This is a genomic window from Klebsiella sp. A52 (assembly GCF_018388785.1).
GTDB lineage: Bacteria > Pseudomonadota > Gammaproteobacteria > Enterobacterales > Enterobacteriaceae > Klebsiella > Klebsiella aerogenes.
The window spans coordinates 1,003,174-1,022,663 of sequence record NZ_CP074437.1 but is presented as its reverse complement, the minus strand read 5'-3'; the positions used below and the strand labels follow the sequence as shown (position 1 = coordinate 1,022,663).

General features: G+C 54.0%; 20 protein-coding genes. 13 read left to right on the top strand and 7 right to left on the bottom strand.

Annotated elements, in window-relative coordinates:
• The first annotated feature begins 71 nt into the window (after positions 1 to 71).
• The 3 genes from KGA69_RS04755 (at position 72) to pspG (ending at position 2,045) form a co-directional block, all read left to right on the top strand.
• Positions 72 to 560 carry a cupin domain-containing protein gene (locus tag KGA69_RS04755; protein WP_015368759.1) on the top strand — a complete coding sequence of 163 codons (489 nt, stop codon included), beginning with the start codon at positions 72 to 74 and terminating at the stop codon, positions 558 to 560.
• A gap of 102 nt (positions 561 to 662) precedes the next feature.
• Entirely contained in the window at positions 663 to 1,661 is a 999-nt protein-coding gene (dusA, locus tag KGA69_RS04750) for a tRNA dihydrouridine(20/20a) synthase DusA (RefSeq protein WP_015704043.1), read from the top strand.
• 141 nt (positions 1,662 to 1,802) lie between these two features.
• A complete protein-coding gene (gene pspG, locus KGA69_RS04745; RefSeq protein WP_045396775.1) occupies positions 1,803 to 2,045 on the top strand; it encodes an envelope stress response protein PspG in 243 nt (80 codons plus the stop codon).
• A gap of 193 nt (positions 2,046 to 2,238) precedes the next feature.
• Here the strand turns inward: pspG and KGA69_RS04740 are convergent, their stop codons facing one another.
• Positions 2,239 to 3,222, bottom strand: coding sequence for a quinone oxidoreductase (locus tag KGA69_RS04740; RefSeq protein ID WP_047078471.1), 984 nt, complete (start codon positions 3,220 to 3,222; stop codon positions 2,239 to 2,241).
• Between the two features lie 52 nt (positions 3,223 to 3,274).
• Here KGA69_RS04740 and dnaB point away from each other — a divergent pair, with 52 nt between their 5' ends.
• The 6 genes from dnaB (at position 3,275) to KGA69_RS04710 (ending at position 9,056) form a co-directional block, all read left to right on the top strand.
• On the top strand, positions 3,275 to 4,690 hold the full coding sequence (gene dnaB, locus KGA69_RS04735; RefSeq protein ID WP_045396768.1) for a replicative DNA helicase: 1,416 nt from the start codon (positions 3,275 to 3,277) through the stop codon (positions 4,688 to 4,690).
• A gap of 31 nt (positions 4,691 to 4,721) precedes the next feature.
• Complete coding sequence (gene alr / locus KGA69_RS04730) at positions 4,722 to 5,801, top strand: alanine racemase (RefSeq protein WP_213292878.1); 1,080 nt, start codon at positions 4,722 to 4,724, stop codon at positions 5,799 to 5,801.
• Positions 5,802 to 5,985: 184 nt separating this feature from the next.
• Positions 5,986 to 7,179 carry an aromatic amino acid transaminase gene (gene tyrB / locus KGA69_RS04725; RefSeq protein ID WP_213292877.1) on the top strand — a complete coding sequence of 398 codons (1,194 nt, stop codon included), beginning with the start codon at positions 5,986 to 5,988 and terminating at the stop codon, positions 7,177 to 7,179.
• Between the two features lie 248 nt (positions 7,180 to 7,427).
• Entirely contained in the window at positions 7,428 to 8,141 is a 714-nt protein-coding gene (gene aphA / locus KGA69_RS04720) for an acid phosphatase AphA (RefSeq protein WP_213292876.1), read from the top strand.
• A gap of 141 nt (positions 8,142 to 8,282) precedes the next feature.
• A complete protein-coding gene (locus KGA69_RS04715) occupies positions 8,283 to 8,699 on the top strand; it encodes a secondary thiamine-phosphate synthase enzyme YjbQ (RefSeq protein WP_045396752.1) in 417 nt (138 codons plus the stop codon).
• Positions 8,700 to 8,702: 3 nt separating this feature from the next.
• Complete coding sequence (locus KGA69_RS04710; protein WP_020079872.1) at positions 8,703 to 9,056, top strand: MmcQ/YjbR family DNA-binding protein; 354 nt, start codon at positions 8,703 to 8,705, stop codon at positions 9,054 to 9,056.
• Position 9,057: 1 nt separating this feature from the next.
• Here KGA69_RS04710 and KGA69_RS04705 read toward each other — a convergent pair whose 3' ends face one another.
• From KGA69_RS04705 to uvrA, 3 genes are all read right to left on the bottom strand, one after another.
• Complete coding sequence (locus KGA69_RS04705) at positions 9,058 to 9,375, bottom strand: hypothetical protein (protein ID WP_045396749.1); 318 nt, start codon at positions 9,373 to 9,375, stop codon at positions 9,058 to 9,060.
• A complete protein-coding gene (locus KGA69_RS04700; protein WP_045422137.1) occupies positions 9,375 to 9,782 on the bottom strand; it encodes a hypothetical protein in 408 nt (135 codons plus the stop codon). The genes KGA69_RS04705 and KGA69_RS04700 overlap by 1 nt, the downstream gene beginning before the upstream one ends.
• 142 nt (positions 9,783 to 9,924) lie before the next feature.
• On the bottom strand, positions 9,925 to 12,750 hold the full coding sequence (gene uvrA / locus KGA69_RS04695; RefSeq protein WP_045396741.1) for an excinuclease ABC subunit UvrA: 2,826 nt from the start codon (positions 12,748 to 12,750) through the stop codon (positions 9,925 to 9,927).
• Between the two features lie 254 nt (positions 12,751 to 13,004).
• Here uvrA and ssb1 point away from each other — a divergent pair, with 254 nt between their 5' ends.
• Complete coding sequence (gene ssb1 / locus KGA69_RS04690; RefSeq protein WP_015368746.1) at positions 13,005 to 13,529, top strand: single-stranded DNA-binding protein SSB1; 525 nt, start codon at positions 13,005 to 13,007, stop codon at positions 13,527 to 13,529.
• A 79-nt stretch (positions 13,530 to 13,608) separates the two neighbouring features.
• On the opposite strand, the gene KGA69_RS04685 is transcribed toward ssb1, so the two are convergent.
• Positions 13,609 to 15,189 carry an MltF family protein gene (locus KGA69_RS04685; RefSeq protein ID WP_049059610.1) on the bottom strand — a complete coding sequence of 527 codons (1,581 nt, stop codon included), beginning with the start codon at positions 15,187 to 15,189 and terminating at the stop codon, positions 13,609 to 13,611.
• Between the two features lie 449 nt (positions 15,190 to 15,638).
• On the opposite strand from KGA69_RS04685, the gene iraM reads away from it, so the two are divergent.
• The gene (gene iraM / locus KGA69_RS04680) at positions 15,639 to 15,998 is read left to right on the top strand and encodes an anti-adapter protein IraM (RefSeq protein WP_045396734.1); all 360 of its coding nucleotides are present in this window, start codon (positions 15,639 to 15,641) and stop codon (positions 15,996 to 15,998) included.
• Between the two features lie 64 nt (positions 15,999 to 16,062).
• Here the strand turns inward: iraM and KGA69_RS04675 are convergent, their stop codons facing one another.
• On the bottom strand, positions 16,063 to 16,344 hold the full coding sequence (locus KGA69_RS04675) for a YjcB family protein (protein ID WP_015704055.1): 282 nt from the start codon (positions 16,342 to 16,344) through the stop codon (positions 16,063 to 16,065).
• Between the two features lie 549 nt (positions 16,345 to 16,893).
• On the opposite strand from KGA69_RS04675, the gene KGA69_RS04670 reads away from it, so the two are divergent.
• Positions 16,894 to 18,498 carry an EAL domain-containing protein gene (locus KGA69_RS04670; RefSeq protein WP_047045874.1) on the top strand — a complete coding sequence of 535 codons (1,605 nt, stop codon included), beginning with the start codon at positions 16,894 to 16,896 and terminating at the stop codon, positions 18,496 to 18,498.
• Here KGA69_RS04670 and soxS read toward each other — a convergent pair.
• Positions 18,483 to 18,812 carry a superoxide response transcriptional regulator SoxS gene (gene soxS / locus KGA69_RS04665; RefSeq protein ID WP_015368734.1) on the bottom strand — a complete coding sequence of 110 codons (330 nt, stop codon included), beginning with the start codon at positions 18,810 to 18,812 and terminating at the stop codon, positions 18,483 to 18,485. The genes KGA69_RS04670 and soxS overlap by 16 nt on opposite strands.
• Before the next feature lie 84 nt (positions 18,813 to 18,896).
• On the opposite strand from soxS, the gene soxR reads away from it, so the two are divergent.
• Positions 18,897 to 19,355 carry a redox-sensitive transcriptional activator SoxR gene (soxR, locus tag KGA69_RS04660; protein WP_045396728.1) on the top strand — a complete coding sequence of 153 codons (459 nt, stop codon included), beginning with the start codon at positions 18,897 to 18,899 and terminating at the stop codon, positions 19,353 to 19,355.
• Positions 19,356 to 19,490 lie beyond the last annotated feature (135 nt).

The window sequence follows — 19,490 nt, the reverse complement described above, 5'->3', positions numbered from 1 at the left end:
CGAACCAGGTAAAACGCCGAGATCCTGCAAGCTTTGCTATACCTGATGTATCTCATTTTCGGGAGAAAACGATGAAACGACCTGATTGCATTCGACATTGGCGCGAACTGGAAGGTGCGGATGATTCCACCTACCCCGATAGTCACGAGCTGTTTTCTATTGGCGCGCCTCTTGCCCGCGGCCTGCGGCTAAATCGGCTGGGCATCCATCATGAACGCTTACCGCCGGGGCGCAGAACCTCTTATCCACATGCGGAAAGCGATGAAGAAGAGTTCATCTACGTGCTGGAAGGCTTTCCGGAAGTCTGGATCAATGGCTATCTATGGAAGCTGGAGCCGGGCGATAGCGTCGGCTTTCCGGCGGGGACTGGCGTGTGTCATACCTTCCTGAATAATACCGAGCAGGAGGTGCGGCTGCTGGTCGTTGGCGAGGCGAATAAAAAACACAACCGCATCTACTATCCGTTGAACCCAGGCTATGCCGCGACTCGCCAGGATCGCTGGGTGGATCACCCTCCGCAGTTCTTTGGCCCGCACGACGGCAAACCGCGGAAAATATAGGCCGCATTTTGACCATGGCGCGTGGCGTTCGACGTTATGCGCCGTGGTTGGTGTTTGTGCTATAGTAGCGCCCCTTTTTACCCGGATGCTTATTTATTCGCCATGATGCCAGAATCCACATCTACCGCTTTTGCTGCCCACCGTTTTTCTATCGCGCCCATGCTCGATTGGACCGACAGACATTGCCGCTACTTCCTGCGTCTGCTGTCGCGCCATACTCTGCTGTACACCGAAATGGTCACCACCGGCGCGATAATTCACGGTAAAGGCGACTACCTGGCCTATAGCGAAGAAGAACATCCGGTAGCGCTGCAGTTGGGCGGTAGCGATCCTGCGGCGTTGGCGCAATGCGCGAAGCTCGCCGAGGCGCGCGGCTACGACGAGATTAACCTCAACGTCGGCTGCCCCTCTGACCGCGTGCAGAACGGGATGTTTGGCGCTTGTCTGATGGGTAACGCCGCGCTGGTGGCGGACTGCATCAAAGCGATGCGCGACGTGGTGTCGATCCCGGTAACGGTAAAAACCCGTATTGGCATTGACGATCGGGATAGCTATGAATTCCTGTGTGATTTCATTGAGACCGTCTCCGGCAAAGGGGAGTGTGAAATGTTCATCATTCACGCTCGTAAAGCCTGGCTTTCCGGCCTGAGTCCGAAAGAGAACCGCGAAATTCCGCCGCTGGATTATCCGCGCGTCTGGCAACTGAAACGTGATTTTCCGCATCTGACGATGGCGATTAACGGCGGAATTAAATCTCTGGCAGAGGCTAAACAGCAGCTTGAGCATATGGACGGCGTGATGGTGGGGCGTGAAGCCTATCAAAACCCGGGTATTCTGGCTTCTGTGGATCGCGAGATTTTCGGCGTCGACGGCGCGGATGCCGATCCGGTGGCGGTGGTGCGCGCAATGTACCCCTATATCGAGCGAGAGCTCAGCAACGGTACCTATCTTGGCCATATCACCCGCCATATGCTGGGATTGTTCCAGGGGATCCCCGGCGCGCGTCAGTGGCGTCGCTATCTGAGTGAAAATGCCCACAAAGCGGGCGCTGATATCAACGTGCTGGAACACGCGCTGAAGCTGGTTGCCGATAAGCGTTAAACTTTTCGCTAAAAACTGGTCTATTTCGCCACGCCCTACAGCACTGCTGCGGGGCGTTTTGTTTTAATTCAATGAGTTATACCTGGCATGATTCTTGAAATAGCCAATCAGCTATCTGGTTATTTATTTCGGGAGAAGACCATGCTGGAACTCTTATTTGTTATTGGCTTTTTTGTCATGTTGCTGGTCACCGGCATCTCGCTGCTTGGCATTATTGCCGCGCTGGTCGTCGCCACCGCGCTGATGTTCTTCGGCGGCCTGTTCGCATTAATGTTTAAGCTGCTACCCTGGTTGCTGCTGGCGGTGGCCGTCGTATGGGTTATTCGGGCGATAAAATCGCCGACCACAACCCGCTATCGCCGCGAAGATCGTTGGCGCTACTAAGCCATCATTTTGGGGATTGAGCGGTGTGTCACAACCTGAGTAATTTTGCATAAAACAGCGTAGGCATTGCGTATTAAATCTGTCACTATTAGCGCGATAACGAATTCATCGTGCTGTACCCTACATACAGCCGAACAAAAAAAGTCAGGGCCTCCGTCAGGAGGCCCTAAACTTTTCTGGCGATCTCATCCGGTTACGGTAACAGCAGGCTCGAGCCTTCGGTCACCCGGCTTTCCAGGATCTCATGCGCGCGTCTGGCGTCACGCAGGGCGTATTTCTGATTATCCGCCACATCGACTTTGATCACGCCGCTGGCGATCAGCGAAAATAGCTCGTTGCTGGCTTCCGTCAGCTCTTCCCGGTTGGTGATGTAGCCTTGCAGAGAAGGGCGGGTCACATACAGCGATCCTTTCTGATTGAGGATACCCAAATTCACGCCGGTTACCGGGCCAGATGAATTGCCGAAGCTGACCATCAGCCCACGCCGCTGAAGACAATCGAGCGAGGCCTCCCAGGTATCTTTACCCACGGAATCGTAAACCACGGCGACTTTTTTGCCGCCGGTTAGCGCCTTGACGCGCTCGGCAATATTCTCTTCGCGATAGTTAATGGTTTCCCAGGCGCCGGCCTGCCGGGCGCGCTGCGCTTTTTGCTCGCTTCCGACGGTACCGATAAGTTTCGCCCCCAGCGCTTTCGCCCACTGGCAGGCAATCAGCCCCACGCCGCCCGCCGCCGCGTGGAACAAGAAGGTTTCATTGGCTTGTATTTCATAGGTTTTGCGCAGCAGATACCAGACGGTCAGCCCTTTAAGAAACGAGGCGGCGGCCTGCTCAAAGGAAATCGCATCCGGCAAAATTGCCGCTTTGTCGGCATGCACGTTATGCACCGAACTATAAGCGCCAAGCGCGGACTGGGCGTATACCACGCGGTCGCCAACGTTGATATGTTTAACCCCGCTGCCGATTTTACTCACGATACCGGCGGCTTCGGTTCCCAGTCCGCTCGGCAGCGAGGGCGGTGGATACAGGCCGCTGCGGATGTAGGTGTCGATATAGTTGATACCGATAGCTTTGTTTTCTACCTGGATTTCGTGTTCGGCAGGATCGTTGGGGGTAAACTCAACCGCATGCAGAACCTCGGGGCCTCCATGCGCGGGAAATTCAATTCGTGTTGCCATGTGAACTCCTTTATAATTTTGTGTCTCTCATTTACAGGTAACTCCATTCACTATGGCAGGAAATAAACCCTTCAACAAACCACAGACAGAACCTCGCGAACGCGATCCGCAGCTCGCAGGGTTGAAAGTCCCGCCGCACTCGATTGAAGCGGAACAGTCGGTGTTGGGCGGTTTAATGCTGGATAACGAGCGCTGGGACGACGTCGCCGAAAGGGTGGTGTCGGAAGATTTCTATACCCGTCCGCATCGTCATATCTTTACCGAGATGGCGCGCCTGCAAGAGTCAGGCAGCCCGATTGATCTGATAACCCTCGCGGAATCGCTGGAGCGTCAGGGGCAACTGGATAGCGTCGGCGGCTTCGCCTACCTGGCCGAACTCTCCAAAAATACGCCAAGCGCGGCGAACATCAGCGCGTATGCCGACATCGTACGCGAACGCGCGGTAGTGCGTGAAATGATTTCGGTGGCCAACGAGATCGCCGAAGCCGGTTTCGACCCCCAGGGGCGCACCAGCGAGGACCTGCTGGATCTGGCGGAATCCCGGGTATTTAAAATTGCCGAAAGCCGGGCCAATAAAGACGAAGGGCCGAAGAACATTGCCGATGTGCTCGATGCCACCGTCGCCCGTATTGAACAGCTGTTCCAACAGCCGCATGATGGCGTCACCGGGGTGAATACCGGCTATGACGACCTCAATAAAAAGACCGCCGGGCTACAGCCTTCGGATCTGATTATCGTCGCCGCGCGTCCGTCGATGGGTAAGACGACATTTGCGATGAACCTCGTGGAAAACGCGGCGATGCTGCAAGATAAGCCGGTGTTGATCTTCAGTCTGGAGATGCCATCCGAGCAGATCATGATGCGTACTCTGGCCTCGCTATCGCGCGTCGATCAGACCCGTATCCGTACCGGCCAACTGGACGATGAAGACTGGGCGCGGATCTCCGGCACAATGGGTATTTTGCTGGAAAAACGGAACATCTATATCGATGACTCCTCCGGCCTGACGCCGACGGAAGTGCGTTCGCGCGCCCGGCGTATCGCCCGCGAGCACGGCGGTATCGGTCTTATTATGATCGACTACCTGCAGCTGATGCGCGTACCGTCGCTCTCTGATAACCGTACCCTGGAAATCGCCGAAATCTCCCGTTCCCTGAAGGCGCTGGCAAAAGAGTTGCAGGTGCCGGTGGTCGCGCTGTCGCAGCTGAACCGCTCTCTGGAACAGCGTGCCGATAAACGCCCAGTCAACTCCGACCTGCGTGAATCTGGCTCTATTGAACAGGATGCCGACTTAATCATGTTCATCTATCGTGATGAGGTTTATCACGAGAACAGTGATTTAAAAGGTATTGCTGAAATTATCATTGGTAAACAACGTAACGGCCCGATCGGTACGGTACGACTGACCTTTAACGGCCAGTGGTCGCGTTTCGATAATTATGCCGGTCCTCAGTATGACGATGAGTAAACCTCCGTCAGTCTTTTTTTAAGGAATTCAAATGCAAGCGGCAACTGTAGTTATCAACCGCCGCGCTCTGCGACACAACCTGCAACGCCTGCGTGAACTGGCTCCCGCCAGTAAACTGGTTGCGGTGGTGAAAGCGAACGCCTACGGACACGGCCTTCTAGAGACCGCGCGAACGCTGACCGACGCCGATGCCTTCGGCGTCGCCCGCCTGGAAGAGGCGCTGCGCCTGCGTGAAGGGGGCATTACCCAACCGATATTGCTGCTGGAAGGCTTCTTTGAAGCGGCGGATCTGGCGCTGATTTCCGCGCAGCGCCTGCACACCGTGGTACATAGCCCGGAACAGCTGGCGGCGCTCGAACAAGCAGAACTGGCCGAACCGATTACCGTCTGGATGAAGCTGGATACCGGTATGCATCGCCTTGGCGTACTGCCGGAACAGGCCGAAGCGTTTTATCAGCGGCTAAGCCGGTGCAAAAATATCCGCCAGCCGGTGAATATCGTCAGCCATTTCGCTCGCGCCGATGAGCCTGAATGCGGCGCGACCGAGCGTCAGCTGGATATTTTCACCACCTTTACCGAAGGTAAGCCGGGGCTGCGTTCTATTGCCGCCTCGGGCGGGATCCTGCTGTGGCCGCAGTCGCATTTCGACTGGGCGCGGCCGGGCATCATTCTCTACGGCGTTTCTCCGCTGGAGAATCACTCTACCGGTGCGGACTTCGGCTGCCTGCCGGTCATGTCGCTGACCTCCAGCCTGATTGCGGTGCGCGAGCATAAAGCCGGGGAGCCGGTGGGCTACGGCGGCACCTGGATTAGCGAGCGCGATACCCGCCTCGGCGTCGTGGCGATGGGCTATGGCGATGGCTATCCACGCGCTGCGCCCTCCGGCACGCCGGTGCTGGTCAACGGCCGCGAAGTGCCGATTGTCGGCCGCGTGGCGATGGATATGATTTGCGTCGACCTCGGCCCTCAGGCGCAGGATCAAGCCGGCGATCCGGTTGTGTTATGGGGAGAAGGGCTCCCCGTTGAGCGCATCGCGGAAATAACGAAAGTGAGTGCTTACGAACTTATCACTCGCCTGACCTCCAGGCTGGCTATCCGTTACCTCGACTAACTACGGTCAGTGGCATATTTCCCCGATTACGCTACGCTTATCGGGGTAATGAGCAGGGGCGGCGCGCGGCGTCGCCCATGTTTGCAGCGATCTTTGTCGATAACTTACCAACATCCCCTCGACCTTCCCCAACTTCCGGTTTATTGTGTAAATACCTGCTTTCGTAAACCTGGAGATACATCTCGTGTTTCAAAAAGTTGACGCCTACGCCGGCGACCCCATTCTCTCCTTGATGGAGCGTTTCAAAGAAGATCCGCGTAGTGACAAAGTGAACCTCAGCATCGGTCTTTACTACAACGAAGACGGCATTATTCCGCAACTACAGGCCGTGGCGGATGCCGAAGCGCGACTCAATGCCCAGCCGCACGGCGCTTCGCTGTATTTACCGATGGAAGGGCTCAATAGCTACCGCCACGCCATTGCGCCGCTGTTATTTGGCGCTGACCATCCGGTGCTGAAACAAAACCGCGTAGCGTCAATTCAAACCCTGGGTGGCTCCGGCGCGCTGAAGGTTGGCGCCGATTTCCTCAAGCGCTACTTCCCGCAGTCGCGCGTATGGGTTAGCGACCCGACCTGGGAAAACCACATCGCCATATTTGAAGGGGCTGGATTCGAAGTAAGTACTTACCCCTGGTTCGATGATGAGACCAACGGCGTGCGTTTTGAAGCCTTCCTCGCCAAACTACAGACGCTCCCTGAGCGCGATATCGTGCTGCTGCATCCGTGTTGCCACAACCCGACGGGCGCCGACCTGAGCAACGCGCAGTGGGATGAAGTCGTTAAAGTGTTGAAAGCACGTAATTTAATTCCTTTCCTCGATATCGCCTATCAGGGCTTTGGCGCCGGTATGGAAGACGATGCCTACGCTATTCGTGCGATTGCCAGCGCCGGCCTGCCGATGCTGGTCAGCAACTCATTTTCCAAAATCTTCTCACTGTACGGCGAACGCGTCGGTGGGTTGTCGATTGTCTGCGATGACGCGGAAACCGCAGGCCGCGTGCTGGGTCAGTTGAAAGCGACGGTGCGCCGCAACTACTCAAGCCCGCCGAATTTTGGCGCGCAGGTGGTCGCGGCGGTGCTGAACGACGCGGCGCTGAAAGCCTCATGGCTGGCGGAAGTGGAAGCGATGCGTACCCGCATTCTGGCGATGCGTCAGACGCTGGTTGATGCGCTGAAAGAGGCCGTTCCCGGCAAGAACTTTGACTACCTGCTGAAGCAGCGCGGCATGTTTAGCTACACCGGATTGAGCGCGGCACAGGTGGATCGTCTACGCGAAGAGTTTGGCGTTTACCTGATTGCCAGCGGCCGGATGTGCGTAGCAGGACTTAACTCGCGTAACGTCCAGCGCGTCGCTCAGGCGTTTGCCGCTGTAATGTAAGTGCTTACTTACTAATTTACCCTCGTCAGCGTTAAGGCGAGGGTAATATTACCCCCGAAGTGTGATCATGCTCTTTTTATATGATATCTGAGCAGAAAATCCTTTCTATCTGTGTGGTCAGGCGTTAAGGTCTTGCTACATTAATGAGCTCACTCATTATTAAAAATAATAACGAATCGATTATTTAGACCCAAAATAACTCAGGTTGCCGCTAAGCGGCCTGGCGCATGAGGGGCATAGGGATAAATATGCGTAAGTTAACTTTGGCCATTAGCGCCACCTGTCTGTTGTTCGCTCTGAATAGCTCCGTTGTCGCTCGCGCTTCTACTCCGCAGCCCATTTGGGAGGGGACGAATGTTGCGATACTTGCCGAACAGGCGCCGATCCATTGGGTATCGGTAGCGCAAATCGAAAATAGCCTGCTGGGCCGCGCGCCGATGGCGGTGGGTTTCGATATCGATGACACCGTGTTGTTTTCCAGCCCCGGTTTCTGGCGCGGGCAAAAAACCTATTCTCCCGGCAGCGAAGCCTATCTAAAGAACCCGGAGTTTTGGGAAAAGATGAATAACGGCTGGGACGAGTTCAGCATGCCGAAAGAAGTGGGCCGCCAGCTGATTGCGATGCATATAAAGCGCGGCGACAGCATCTACTTCGTGACCGGCCGCAGCCAGACCAAAACTGAGACCGTCTCCAAAACCCTGCAGGATGATTTCCTGATCCCCGGCTCTAATATGAACCCGGTGATTTTTGCCGGCGATAAGCCAGGCCAGAACACGAAAACTCAGTGGTTACGGGAGAAGAATATCAAAGTCTTCTACGGTGACTCGGACAACGACATCTCGGCGGCTCGCGATGCCGATGCGCGCGGAATTCGCGTGCTGCGCGCGGCAAACTCCTCCTACAAACCGCTGCCGATGGCCGGATCGCAAGGGGAAGAGGTGATTGTGAATTCAGAATATTAAGGCGCGCGAAACTCGACGCATCTGAACATGAGAAGGCAGCCGCAGGCTGTCTTTTTTTTATACGAATTTCAGCGTTTGAGGTTTTACCTTTTCGCTTCTTGCTGCAAACTTAGAAGGATTCACACATTACAGGAGTCGTTTATGTGGCATCAGCAAACCCTGACATTAGGGCCGAAATCTCGTGGTTTCCATCTGGTGACTAACGAAATTATTGGCCAAATCCGCGAACTGTCGCATATCAAGGTTGGCCTGCTGCATCTGTTACTCCAGCATACTTCCGCTTCCCTGACGTTGAATGAGAACTGCGATCCCACGGTTCGTTTTGATATGGAACAGCATTTTCTCAACGCCGTACCAGACAACGCGCCGTATGAACACGATTATGAAGGTCCTGATGATATGCCCTCGCACATTAAATCCTCGCTGCTGGGCGTTTCACTGATGCTGCCGGTGCAGAACGGCAACGTCATGTTGGGGACCTGGCAGGGGATCTGGCTGGGGGAGCATCGCATTCACGGCGGCTCGCGGCATATCGTCGCCACGCTCACGGGAGAATAAAAAATGACTATATCGGATCTACTGCAGTACTGCATGGCGAAGCCGGGCGCGGAACAAAGCGTTCATAGCGACTGGAAAGCAACGCAAATCAAGGTCGCGGACGTGCTATTCGCCATGGTAAAAGAAGTGGAGGATAAGCGGCCGGCCGTTGCGTTAAAGACCAGCCCGGAGCTTGCCGAGCTGCTGCGGGAACAACATCGCGATGTACGCCCCAGCAGGCACCTGAATAAAGCTCACTGGAGCACGGTCTTCCTTGATGGCTCCTTGCCAGACTCGCAGATTTACTACCTGGTGGATGCCTCCTACCAGCAGGCGGTCGACCTGCTGTCGGAGGATAAGCGGCGGCAGTTAGCCTAGCTTATAACCCCCCTGCCAGCGCCAGCAACGTGATATCGAACAGACGTAATAATGTCGACTGCAGCTGCGCCTGGCGTGCGATACTCTGGTTGTTAGCGCGAATGCGGGCAATATCGCGCTGACCTTCCAGCAGTAGCCGTAGATCGTCTTCGGTCAGCCAGCCCTGGGCTTTTTGCTGCAATGCCTGCAGTAAAAAGAGTCCGCTATCGCGTACTTCACGGTACTCATCGCCAAGTACTTTATTCAGTAATGGCATCCATTCGGCGCTATCAATCGCGCAAGCGGACAACAGCGCGCGAATCTCCATGGTTGTCGGCATTATTCCCTCCCTGTTCGCTGACATTCGCCAGCGATAGCCTGTTGATAAAGATAAAGGGTCTGCCGCGATAAATATTGCGCTTCGGCAGGAGTAAAGGGCGCGCCCAGCATCTGGCGATGGGCGTAAACGCGCAGATAGTTACCTTCAAGTATCCTGAAATTTTCCTGGCGCAACGCATCGCTGTGATCCATCGCCTGCGCGAACTGCTGGCGAACCTGTTCATCTTCTGCGTTCAGTTGTTGATCGTCCTCCGTCGCTGCGGTGGCGATGAACTGCAAATGCAATTGCTTGAGTGTGAGCAATTGCTGATAGGCCGTATCGCTGTAGCGGCCAACCCATGAGCAGGCGCTTACCGCACATAGCGCGGCGGCGATAACAAATAACGGAATGAGGCGTGGTACTCGCATAGTTTTCCCGACATCGGTGGGCGATAGCGACTATCAGACGCCAGAGTGTGCGCACCGGGCAAATCACGAAGTATCAGCGTAAAAAAATGAGATGAAATGAGATGAAATGAGGCCTCTTCCGCGAAGGAAGAGGCCTGAGAGGTTACTTCAGCAGGGGCTTCAGGAAGCGCGCCGTGTGCGAGGCTTCACATTCGGCAACGGTTTCCGGCGTGCCGGAAACGAGAATCTCCCCGCCGCCGCTACCGCCTTCCGGGCCGAGGTCGACAATCCAGTCAGCGGTTTTAATCACGTCGAGGTTGTGCTCAATGACCACGATGGTATTACCCTGATCGCGTAGCTGATGCAGCACGTCCAGCAACTGCTGAATATCGGCGAAATGCAGACCGGTGGTCGGTTCATCAAGGATATACAGCGTCTGGCCGGTACCGCGCTTGGAAAGTTCGCGCGCCAGCTTCACGCGCTGGGCTTCACCGCCGGAGAGCGTGGTTGCCGACTGGCCGAGACGAATATAGGTCAGGCCGACATCCATCAGGGTTTGCAGCTTACGCGCCAGCGCCGGCACGGCATCAAAGAATTCGCGCGCTTCTTCGATGGTCATATCCAGCACTTCGTGGATGGTTTTGCCCTTGTACTTAATCTCCAGCGTTTCGCGGTTATAGCGTTTGCCTTTGCACTGGTCGCACGGTACGTAGATATCCGGCAGGAAGTGCATCTCAACCTTGATCACCCCGTCGCCCTGACAGGCTTCGCAGCGACCGCCGCGCACGTTAAAGCTGAAGCGGCCCGGCGTATAGCCGCGTGAACGTGATTCCGGTACTCCGGCGAACAGTTCGCGCACCGGCGTGAACACGCCGGTATAGGTTGCCGGGTTTGAGCGCGGCGTGCGGCCAATCGGGCTCTGGTCGATATCAATGACTTTATCGAAGTGTTCCAGCCCCTGGACATCGCGGTACGGCGCCGGTTCGGCAATCGTCGCGCCGTTCAACTGACGCTGGGCGATGGGAAACAGGGTATCGTTAATCAGCGTTGATTTGCCGGAACCGGAAACGCCGGTAATGCAGGTAAACAGGCCGACGGGCAGCGTCAGCGTCACATCCTTGAGGTTGTTGCCGCGCGCGCCGGTAAGTTTCAGCACTTTTTCCGGATCGGCGGCGACGCGCTGTTTCGGCACTTCGATTTTGCGTTTGCCGCTCATGTACTGCCCGGTCAGGGATTCTGGTACCGCCATAATGGCGTCCAGCGGCCCTTCGGCCACCACCTGGCCGCCGTGAACGCCAGCGCCGGGGCCGATATCGATCACGTGGTCGGCGGCGCGAATGGCGTCTTCGTCATGTTCAACGACAATGACCGTGTTACCCAGGTTACGCAGGTGGATGAGCGTACCGAGCAGGCGTTCGTTATCACGCTGGTGCAGGCCGATAGAGGGCTCATCCAGCACGTACATCACGCCAACCAGCCCCGCGCCAATCTGGCTCGCCAGACGAATACGCTGCGCTTCACCGCCGGAGAGGGTCTCCGCCGAACGAGAGAGCGTTAGATAGTTCAGGCCGACGTTGACGAGGAACTTCAGACGATCGCCAATCTCTTTCAGCACTTTCTCGGCGATTTGCGCCCGCTGTCCGGACAGCTTCAGGTTGTTGAAGAAGTCCATCGCATGACCGATGCTCATGTCGGAAATGGTCGGTAGCGGCGTGTTTTCCACAAACACGTGGCGCGCTTCGCGACGCAGACGCGTGCCTTCACAGCTGGCGCACGGACGGTTGCTGATGAATTTCGCCAGCTCTTCGCGCACCGCGCTGGATTCCGTCTCTTTGTAACGGCGCTCCATGTTGTGCAGCACGCCTTCGAACGGATGGCGGCGTACTGATGTGTCGCCGCGGTCGTTCATGTATTTGAATTCAATATTCTCTTTACCTGAACCGTACAGCACGACTTTATGCACATTAGCGCTGAGGGTGCCCCATGGCGCTTCGACATCAAACTTATAGTGATCCGCCAGCGACTTGAGCATCTGGAAGTAGTAGAAGTTGCGGCGATCCCAACCGCGGATGGCGCCGCCAGCCAGCGATAGCTCAGGATTCTGAATTACCCGATCGGGATCGAAATACTGTTGAACGCCAAGGCCGTCGCAGGTTGGGCAAGCGCCTGCCGGGTTGTTGAAGGAGAACAGGCGCGGCTCCAGCTCGCGCATGCTATAGCCACAAATCGGGCAAGCGAAGTTTGCCGAGAACAGCAGTTCTTCCGCCTTACTGTCATCCATATTGGAAACAATGGCGGTACCGCCTGAGAGTTCCAGCGCGGTTTCGAAAGACTCCGCCAGACGCTGCGCCAGATCGTCGCGTACTTTAAAGCGGTCGATAACCACTTCGATCGTATGTTTCTTTTGCAGCTCTAATTTCGGCGGATCCGAAAGATCGCAGACTTCGCCATCGATCCGCGCGCGGATATAGCCCTGACTGGCAAGGTTCTCCAGCGTTTTGGTGTGCTCGCCCTTACGCTCTTTAATGATGGGCGCCAGCAGCATCAGGCGCTGACCTTCCGGCTGAGAGAGCACGTTATCGACCATCTGGCTGACGGTCTGTGCGGCCAGCGGCACGTCGTGATCCGGACAGCGCGGTTCGCCGACGCGGGCGTACAGTAGGCGCAGATAGTCGTGGATTTCAGTAATCGTACCTACCGTCGAACGCGGGTTGTGGGAGGTCGATTTCTGCTCGATAGAAATCGCCGGCGACAGCCCTTCGATATGATCGACGTCTGGTTTCTCCATCAGCGACAGGAACTGTCGCGCATAGGCGGAGAGCGATTCGACGTAGCGACGCTGGCCTTCGGCGTACAGGGTGTCGAAAGCGAGTGAGGATTTGCCAGACCCAGAAAGCCCGGTGACGACAATGAGTTTGTCGCGCGGGATGACGAGGTTGATGTTTTTGAGATTATGGGTGCGGGCGCCCCGAACTTCGATCTTATCCATTCACCTTTCCCGGTAGGTAGATACACGGATTGCCTGGTTTGTTTGAAGGACAAACGGCAGAAACGGCTAATTATGACACAACTTAACCTGTCTGGATATACAGTATTGGAATGGCGCTGCAGTAAGAGGGTGAAAAATTGCATAGCGGCGGGATGTTTTCTGGAATTGGCTTCGCAGCTATCAAATTGCCCCTTTGTGATGTTAGAATTCCCGGTTTACACTTATACAAAACGTATTATTCAGGAGATTCGATCATGGCCAGCAGAGGCGTAAACAAGGTGATTCTCGTCGGTAATCTGGGGCAGGACCCGGAAGTACGCTACATGCCAAGTGGCGGCGCTGTCGCCAACTTCACGCTGGCAACTTCCGAATCCTGGCGCGATAAGCAAACCGGCGAAATGAAAGAGCAGACTGAATGGCACCGCGTTGTGCTGTTCGGCAAACTGGCGGAAGTCGCTGGCGAATACCTGCGTAAAGGTTCTCAGGTTTATATCGAAGGCCAGCTGCGTACCCGCAAATGGACCGATCAGTCCGGTCAGGACAAGTACACCACTGAAATCGTGGTAAACGTCGGCGGCACCATGCAGATGCTGGGCGGCCGTCAGGGCGGCGGCGCACCGGCAGGCGGCGGCCAGCAGCAGGGCGGTTGGGGTCAGCCTCAGCAGCCGCAGGGCGGCAACCAGTTCAGCGGCGGCGCGCAGTCTCGTCCGCAGCAGCAGGCTCCGGCAGCGCCATCTAACGAACCGCCGATGGACTTCGACGACGATATCCCGTTCTAAGGTTTTCCTTATTACGTGCTGCCTGTGCGGTAAGCCAACAAAAAGCCCCGATTGTTCGGGGCTTTTTCATTTCAGGCTCTCAGACCGCCGGCGTCGGAATTTGAGGCGTTGTGGGCGTAGCCGCGTCGGGCTGCGGCTTGCCCGTTCCTGGCTCGGGTAGCGGCGCGGCAGTCGCTTTTTGTTTACGGGCGATATCATCCATTATCAGCCGATAGGCAATATAGTATTTATAGATATTGCTGACGTAGGTTACCGTCTCAGCGCCGATTTTTTCCGCGGCGAGATTCTCAACGTTGCCAAACCAGATGTTCGGATCAAAACCGCGTTTTTGGGTTTCCGTACGTAGACGCGCGATGCGCGCCGGGCCCGCATTGTAGGACGCGAACGAAAATAGCGCTTTATTCAGCGGCGTCATTGGCTGATCGCCATAGTAATGATCAATCATCCAGCGCATATACTTCACGCCGGCATGAATGTTGGGATCGATTTTCTTAATATCGCCAACTTTCAGCTCCTTGCCGGTGGCGGGCATGACCTGCATTACGCCGATTGCGCCGACGTGGCTACGTACCGATTGATTGAGCCGCGACTCCTGATATCCCTGGGCTGCCATCAGCAGCCAGTCGACATCATAGCGTTCGCCATATTTTCTAAAGATGTCTACCATCTGCAAAAATTTAGCTCGTTCTCTGTTGGCTGCGGCATTTTTAACGTAGGTCGCGCTTTTCAGGTAGCGCAGCAGAATCGTGTTTCCCAGGGTGCTGCCTTGACGATTATTCTTCACGAAGGTATTTAGCACCGCGAGAAGCTGTGGGTTATTTTTGCGGACCGCCCAGGCGATGCTACCGCCATCTCGTAACACAATGTCTTCATGCACCTGAATTTTGGGAAACACCTGTTTCCAGAAAATCGCTTTATGGCGATCCATCACGATCAGAGGAATCAGGCCGGCATTAAGCATTTCGAGAAGATCCTCATCTTCGAGCGCCTCCGGCGCCTCCTGCAGAATGACCGGCGGCAGCGACGCTTTGGCAAAGCGGGCGTTAAGCGCCTGCAAACTTTCGTAATAGCTGGAGGAGCGTCGAACAAACACGGTTTTACCGGAAAGCTGCTCCAGGCTTTTCACGTTGGGCGATGATGGCCCAGAAACTAATAGCTCTTTGACATCGCTATAGAGCGGGGTGGTAAAGGCGACCTGCTCCTGACGCGATGAAGTAATGGTGAGATTGGCGGCGGCGATATCCCCCTTACCTTCATTCAACGCCTTGAACAGGTTATCCCGCGTCACCGGGATGAAAACGATCCGCACTTTGAGGTGTTTCTGCTTCAGCTTCTTCTCTTTTGCCAGTCTGCTATTGAGATCTTTTTCTAAAGCGATGAAAAGATCGTGGGTGGCGCCGCGCTGGGTCCCCTTATCGATAAAAAAGAAGGTCTTGCTGTAGGTCGTTAATACCCGGATCGCCCGCCGGTTGATCATGTCGGGAAGATCGCCTTTTTGCGGCTGCATGATGTGATCCATATTGATGGCCAGCTCCGCTTTGTCCTTTTGCGCCGGCGGCGATTTATCCGTCGAAGCCGCTGAAGCGGAGAAGGCAAACACGATGGCCAGAAGGCAGCCGGAAACCATCGCCAGGCGACGTTGAAAACCGAAGATGTTCATGATGCGGCACTCTGCAGGGAGATGGTTATATTTTAGTCAATGCAAACGCGCCCCTGTGCCTTTTTCTACTTACCTCTCCCGGGTTCAGCGCGACGTAGGTGGTATTGTCCTGATTGCGAGAATACAAAAGAAAGTGACGCTTCTCCTACCATAGAATATTTTCGCTTTGCGATCGCTAATTGCTTATCCCATCCAGGTGAATATCAAAATGATATTTTTGTCTGCTATTTAAAATATATTGTAAGGTTATTTATAACCTTTGCATGGTTATGTTTTTTTAGTATTAATACATAATTCGTAGAATGCCCGGATTAGCTTACTTCAAGAGTGGTATGGCCGATGTGTGTCAGGGTTGGTCTATATCACACTATTAATAACCTGCCTTGCAGATAACGGCCTGGAGTGCTATCACTAAATTCTCTCTCAGATTTTACTTACAAGGATGGAAGATGAAATGGACGATTCTTAACACCCTTATCTGCCCGCATACTGGCGTTGCCTTTTCGTCAATATCTGGGCTACGGTTTCTCAAGTTTATTATCTGGTATGAGGCTGAGCTTTTATTAATTCCCGGCGAAACCATGAAACTTTATTCATCTAAAGTTTTAATTAATGATCGATATCATTCATTAAAAATTTATAACATCACGCGTTACGACGATAAACAGTGGGAAACCTTAAGAGAGCGGCCAACCTGCCCGTACAATTTCGAGGTCGCGGAGCAGGAATCTTGTCTTTATCAATCGTATTGTGCGGTTAAGCGCTGCCCAAACGAGCGTCTACGACCGATGTTATGCGAACAATATTAGCAGGGGCCGGGAAGAGCATCGCTGTTGCTGAAAATAAAAAAGCTTCCCGCAGGAAGCTTTTTTATCAGGTCATCATCATTGGCCATTCTGGCGGCGTCTGGCTCATGACTTCAACCATGACATCTTTAATGTTGCCCCAGATTTTAGCAACATCCACCATGGTGATGCCTAACAAGCCGGTAGCAAACCAACAGGCGGCAGCCAGACCCAGGCAGCTACAAATAATCGCTAAGCCGGCATAGTCGCTTTTACGTAATTGAATATTCAACGAACTGGCCAGGAACATCAATACCGCGCTCACCAGGGGCCAGCGCAAAAGTACGACACTGGTAGTAATGGAAGCCATTAACTTATCCTATCTCTCAAAGAAAGTCGGGAGCCTTAGACAACCTGGCGCGATTATCAATAATGAGACGCTCTGGCTATCGGCGGGCACTTCAGGGAGTGATGAAACGACGATTTTGTTTCATCAACTTGTGTGAACTATATCACATTTGCTGATTTATTCGCCAGACAAAAAATGACCTTTTTTGACATTTTAAACCACGTTATTAATAGGGTTAATGGCGGCGGAATGCGCGCCAGCATGTCTGGTGTCTGTTTTTCGACACCGTTAAGGACTGGACCTGGACTGCCGATAATTGTTCAACGGGTTTTGTTACTTATTACGAGTAATTGTACGGAGAAACCGAATTAGTAAGTGGCTAGTGTCTTAATTATTACGAGAATGTTTCTCGATCCATCTATAAGTAAGTATGATTCATCATTATTAGGTGTGAGGTTTTTACATAAACGTGTTCGTTGCTGAAATTCGCTGTTTTTTATAACAGTCGGTAATGCCTGGTTTTTGTCCTTATACCGTGATTGAGGCGTATCGCATGGATAAAAAGCGGAAATGAGTCGTAACGCGCCGCATAAGGCGTTAAGAATATTCTTCATCATACTGGTGGTTGTGCTGCCGGTGGTGTTGGCGTTGTGGTTTGCGCAAATCAGAGCCCGGGAAGAAATCTCAGATAGACTGCAATCGTTTTCGCAGCTGGCGCTGCAAAAAACGGAAATGGTCATTCATGAATCCGAGCAGGCGCGCGAAAAAGCCATGCACTTTACCGGGGCAATGTGTTCCCCGCAGCATCAGCAGTACATGTTAAATATCGTGCGCGGGCTACTGTATGTTGATGACCTGATTTATGCGAGCGGTAACACTTTCCTCTGTTCCACCGCGGTCCATCCCGAAGAGGGCTGGAGAATAGCTGCCGCGAATTATACTCGAAAGCCCGACGTCTCCATTTACTACTATCGTGATACGCCGTTTTATCCCGGCTATGATATGAATTATATGCAGCGCGGGCATTATGCCGTGGTGGTTAACCCTCTCTCTTATAGTTCGGTTATTTCCAGCGATAAAGATTTAGCTTACGGCGTCTTCGACACCAAAACGAACATGTTTTTCTCCGTGAGTAAAAACGTTGATGCCAGGGAATTACATCGTCTTATTCGCCACGAAGACGCTTTTTTCAACCAGGATGGCCGGGTTTATACCGTCGCCCATTCGTCGATTCGACCGATTGCGGTCATCATGTCCACCTCGCGCGCCAGCTATTATGCCAGCCTCTACGACCAGATTACCTTGACCCTGCCGTTAGGCATTATTTGCAGCATTTTGATTCTGATGGTCTGGTCGCGAAGCCGTCAGCAGTATCATTCACCGCGCAATAAACTGCAGCGAGCGTTAAGCCACCGGCAGCTGTGCCTGCATTACCAACCTATTATCGACATCAAGAATAACCGCTGCGTCGGCGCCGAGGCGCTGTTACGCTGGCCGGGGTTTGACGGTCCGGTGATGAGCCCGGCGGAGTTTATTCCGTTGGCGGAAAACTCGGGCATGATTGCTCAGGTGACGGATTATGTGGTCGACGAGTTGTTCAACGATCTTGGCGAATATCTGGCCAGACATCCACAGCTCTATATCGCGATTAATCTTTCGGCATCGGACTTCCACTCCGCGCGATTAATTGCGCAGATCACTGAGAAGGCCCGCAGCTATGCGGTTTGCGTGAAGCAAATTAAAATTGAAGTCACCGAAAGAGGATTTATCGATGTGCCGAAAACCACACCGGTGATTCAGGCGTTCCGCGAAGCGGGCTACGAAATAGCCATTGATGATTTCGGTACCGGTTATTCCAACCTGCATAACCTCTATTCGCTCAATGTCGATATTCTGAAGATTGATAAATCCTTTATCGATACGCTGACCACCAACAGTACCAGCCATCTGATTGCCGAGCATATCATTGATATGGCGCGTAGCCTGCGTTTAAAAACCATCGCCGAAGGGGTAGAAACGCTGGATCAGGTGGATTGGTTGCTTAAGCGCGGCGTGCAGTTTTGTCAGGGATGGCATTTTGCCAGGGCTATGCCGCCACAGGAGTTTATGCAGTGGCTCGCCAAGTCCCCGATCTTACTGCGTACGCCGCACGACGGTCGTCAGGCGGAAATCTGATGACGGTAATCGCTGGGAGTGCGATCGAACTCCCGGCGGAATACCCGCGAGAACGTCTGCTGCGAGACGTATCCCAAATCCATCGCAATATCAAAAATAGGACGTTGCGTGGTTCTCAGCGCTTCAGCGGCGAGCAGTAGCCGGCGCTGGCGAATGTAATCACCCAGCGTCTGGTGGGTAACGGTACGGAACATTCGCTGCAGATACCATTTCGAGTATCCCGATTTTTTAGCGACTACATCAATGTTAAGTGGTTGATCGATATGTTCATCAATCCATTCAATAAGCGTTTGGATAATATCCTGATGGGACATAAAGCGGCCTCTCTCAATTCTCGATTCGTCGTTTTGTCTGTCGGCGAGTATAATTCCTCAAGTTAACTTGAGGTAAAGAGCTTTATGGAAAATAAACCAGCACGCATCAAAATGCTGCTCTCCCCTGGGGAGGTGGCGAAACGAACCGGCGTCGCCGTCTCGGCGCTACACTTTTATGAAAGCAAAGGGCTTATCCGCAGCCAGCGCAACGCGGGCAATCAGCGGCGATATCGCCGTGATGTGCTGCGAGCAGTGGCGATCATCAAGATTGCGCAACGTATTGGTATTCCGCTGGCGACCATCGGCGAGGCATTCGGCGTCTTGCCGGAAGGGCATAATCTGAGCGCCAAAGAGTGGAAACAGCTGTCGTCGCAATGGCGGGAGGAGTTGGACCGGCGTATCCACACCCTGACCGCGCTACGTGACCAGCTCGACGGCTGCATCGGCTGCGGCTGTTTATCGCGCCGCGATTGTCCATTACGCAACCCTGGGGATAAGTTGGGTGAAGAGGGAACCGGCGCACGCCTGTTGGAAGAGGATTAATCGTGATACCTGCAAAAAACTAAAGCGCCACAACAGGGCGCTTTAGTTGTTTTCCGGTCTTTGTCTTTCGCATTATCCCGCTGGCTCACGGGAGGGTTTCCCCCGACGTCGACTCCCCTCAGGTATTGCGCAATG

Excerpts from the sequence above, each read along its gene's own strand:
- KGA69_RS04675 (WP_015704055.1), bottom strand. The coding sequence starts at position 16,344 with ATGGCTTCCATTACTACCAGTGTCGTACTTTTGCGCTGGCCCCTGGTG.
- KGA69_RS04710 (WP_020079872.1), top strand. The coding sequence starts at position 8,703 with ATGACTATATCGGATCTACTGCAGTACTGCATGGCGAAGCCGGGCGCG.
- soxR (WP_045396728.1), top strand. The coding sequence starts at position 18,897 with ATGGAAAATAAACCAGCACGCATCAAAATGCTGCTCTCCCCTGGGGAG.
- iraM (WP_045396734.1), top strand. The coding sequence starts at position 15,639 with ATGAAATGGACGATTCTTAACACCCTTATCTGCCCGCATACTGGCGTT.
- dusA (WP_015704043.1), top strand. The coding sequence starts at position 663 with ATGATGCCAGAATCCACATCTACCGCTTTTGCTGCCCACCGTTTTTCT.
- KGA69_RS04670 (WP_047045874.1), top strand. The coding sequence starts at position 16,894 with ATGAGTCGTAACGCGCCGCATAAGGCGTTAAGAATATTCTTCATCATA.
- aphA (WP_213292876.1), top strand. The coding sequence starts at position 7,428 with ATGCGTAAGTTAACTTTGGCCATTAGCGCCACCTGTCTGTTGTTCGCT.
- KGA69_RS04755 (WP_015368759.1), top strand. The coding sequence starts at position 72 with ATGAAACGACCTGATTGCATTCGACATTGGCGCGAACTGGAAGGTGCG.
- soxS (WP_015368734.1), bottom strand. The coding sequence starts at position 18,812 with ATGTCCCATCAGGATATTATCCAAACGCTTATTGAATGGATTGATGAA.
- alr (WP_213292878.1), top strand. The coding sequence starts at position 4,722 with ATGCAAGCGGCAACTGTAGTTATCAACCGCCGCGCTCTGCGACACAAC.
- KGA69_RS04715 (WP_045396752.1), top strand. The coding sequence starts at position 8,283 with ATGTGGCATCAGCAAACCCTGACATTAGGGCCGAAATCTCGTGGTTTC.
- ssb1 (WP_015368746.1), top strand. The coding sequence starts at position 13,005 with ATGGCCAGCAGAGGCGTAAACAAGGTGATTCTCGTCGGTAATCTGGGG.
- KGA69_RS04700 (WP_045422137.1), bottom strand. The coding sequence starts at position 9,782 with ATGCGAGTACCACGCCTCATTCCGTTATTTGTTATCGCCGCCGCGCTA.
- KGA69_RS04685 (WP_049059610.1), bottom strand. The coding sequence starts at position 15,189 with ATGAACATCTTCGGTTTTCAACGTCGCCTGGCGATGGTTTCCGGCTGC.
- KGA69_RS04705 (WP_045396749.1), bottom strand. The coding sequence starts at position 9,375 with ATGCCGACAACCATGGAGATTCGCGCGCTGTTGTCCGCTTGCGCGATT.
- dnaB (WP_045396768.1), top strand. The coding sequence starts at position 3,275 with ATGGCAGGAAATAAACCCTTCAACAAACCACAGACAGAACCTCGCGAA.
- uvrA (WP_045396741.1), bottom strand. The coding sequence starts at position 12,750 with ATGGATAAGATCGAAGTTCGGGGCGCCCGCACCCATAATCTCAAAAAC.
- pspG (WP_045396775.1), top strand. The coding sequence starts at position 1,803 with ATGCTGGAACTCTTATTTGTTATTGGCTTTTTTGTCATGTTGCTGGTC.
- KGA69_RS04740 (WP_047078471.1), bottom strand. The coding sequence starts at position 3,222 with ATGGCAACACGAATTGAATTTCCCGCGCATGGAGGCCCCGAGGTTCTG.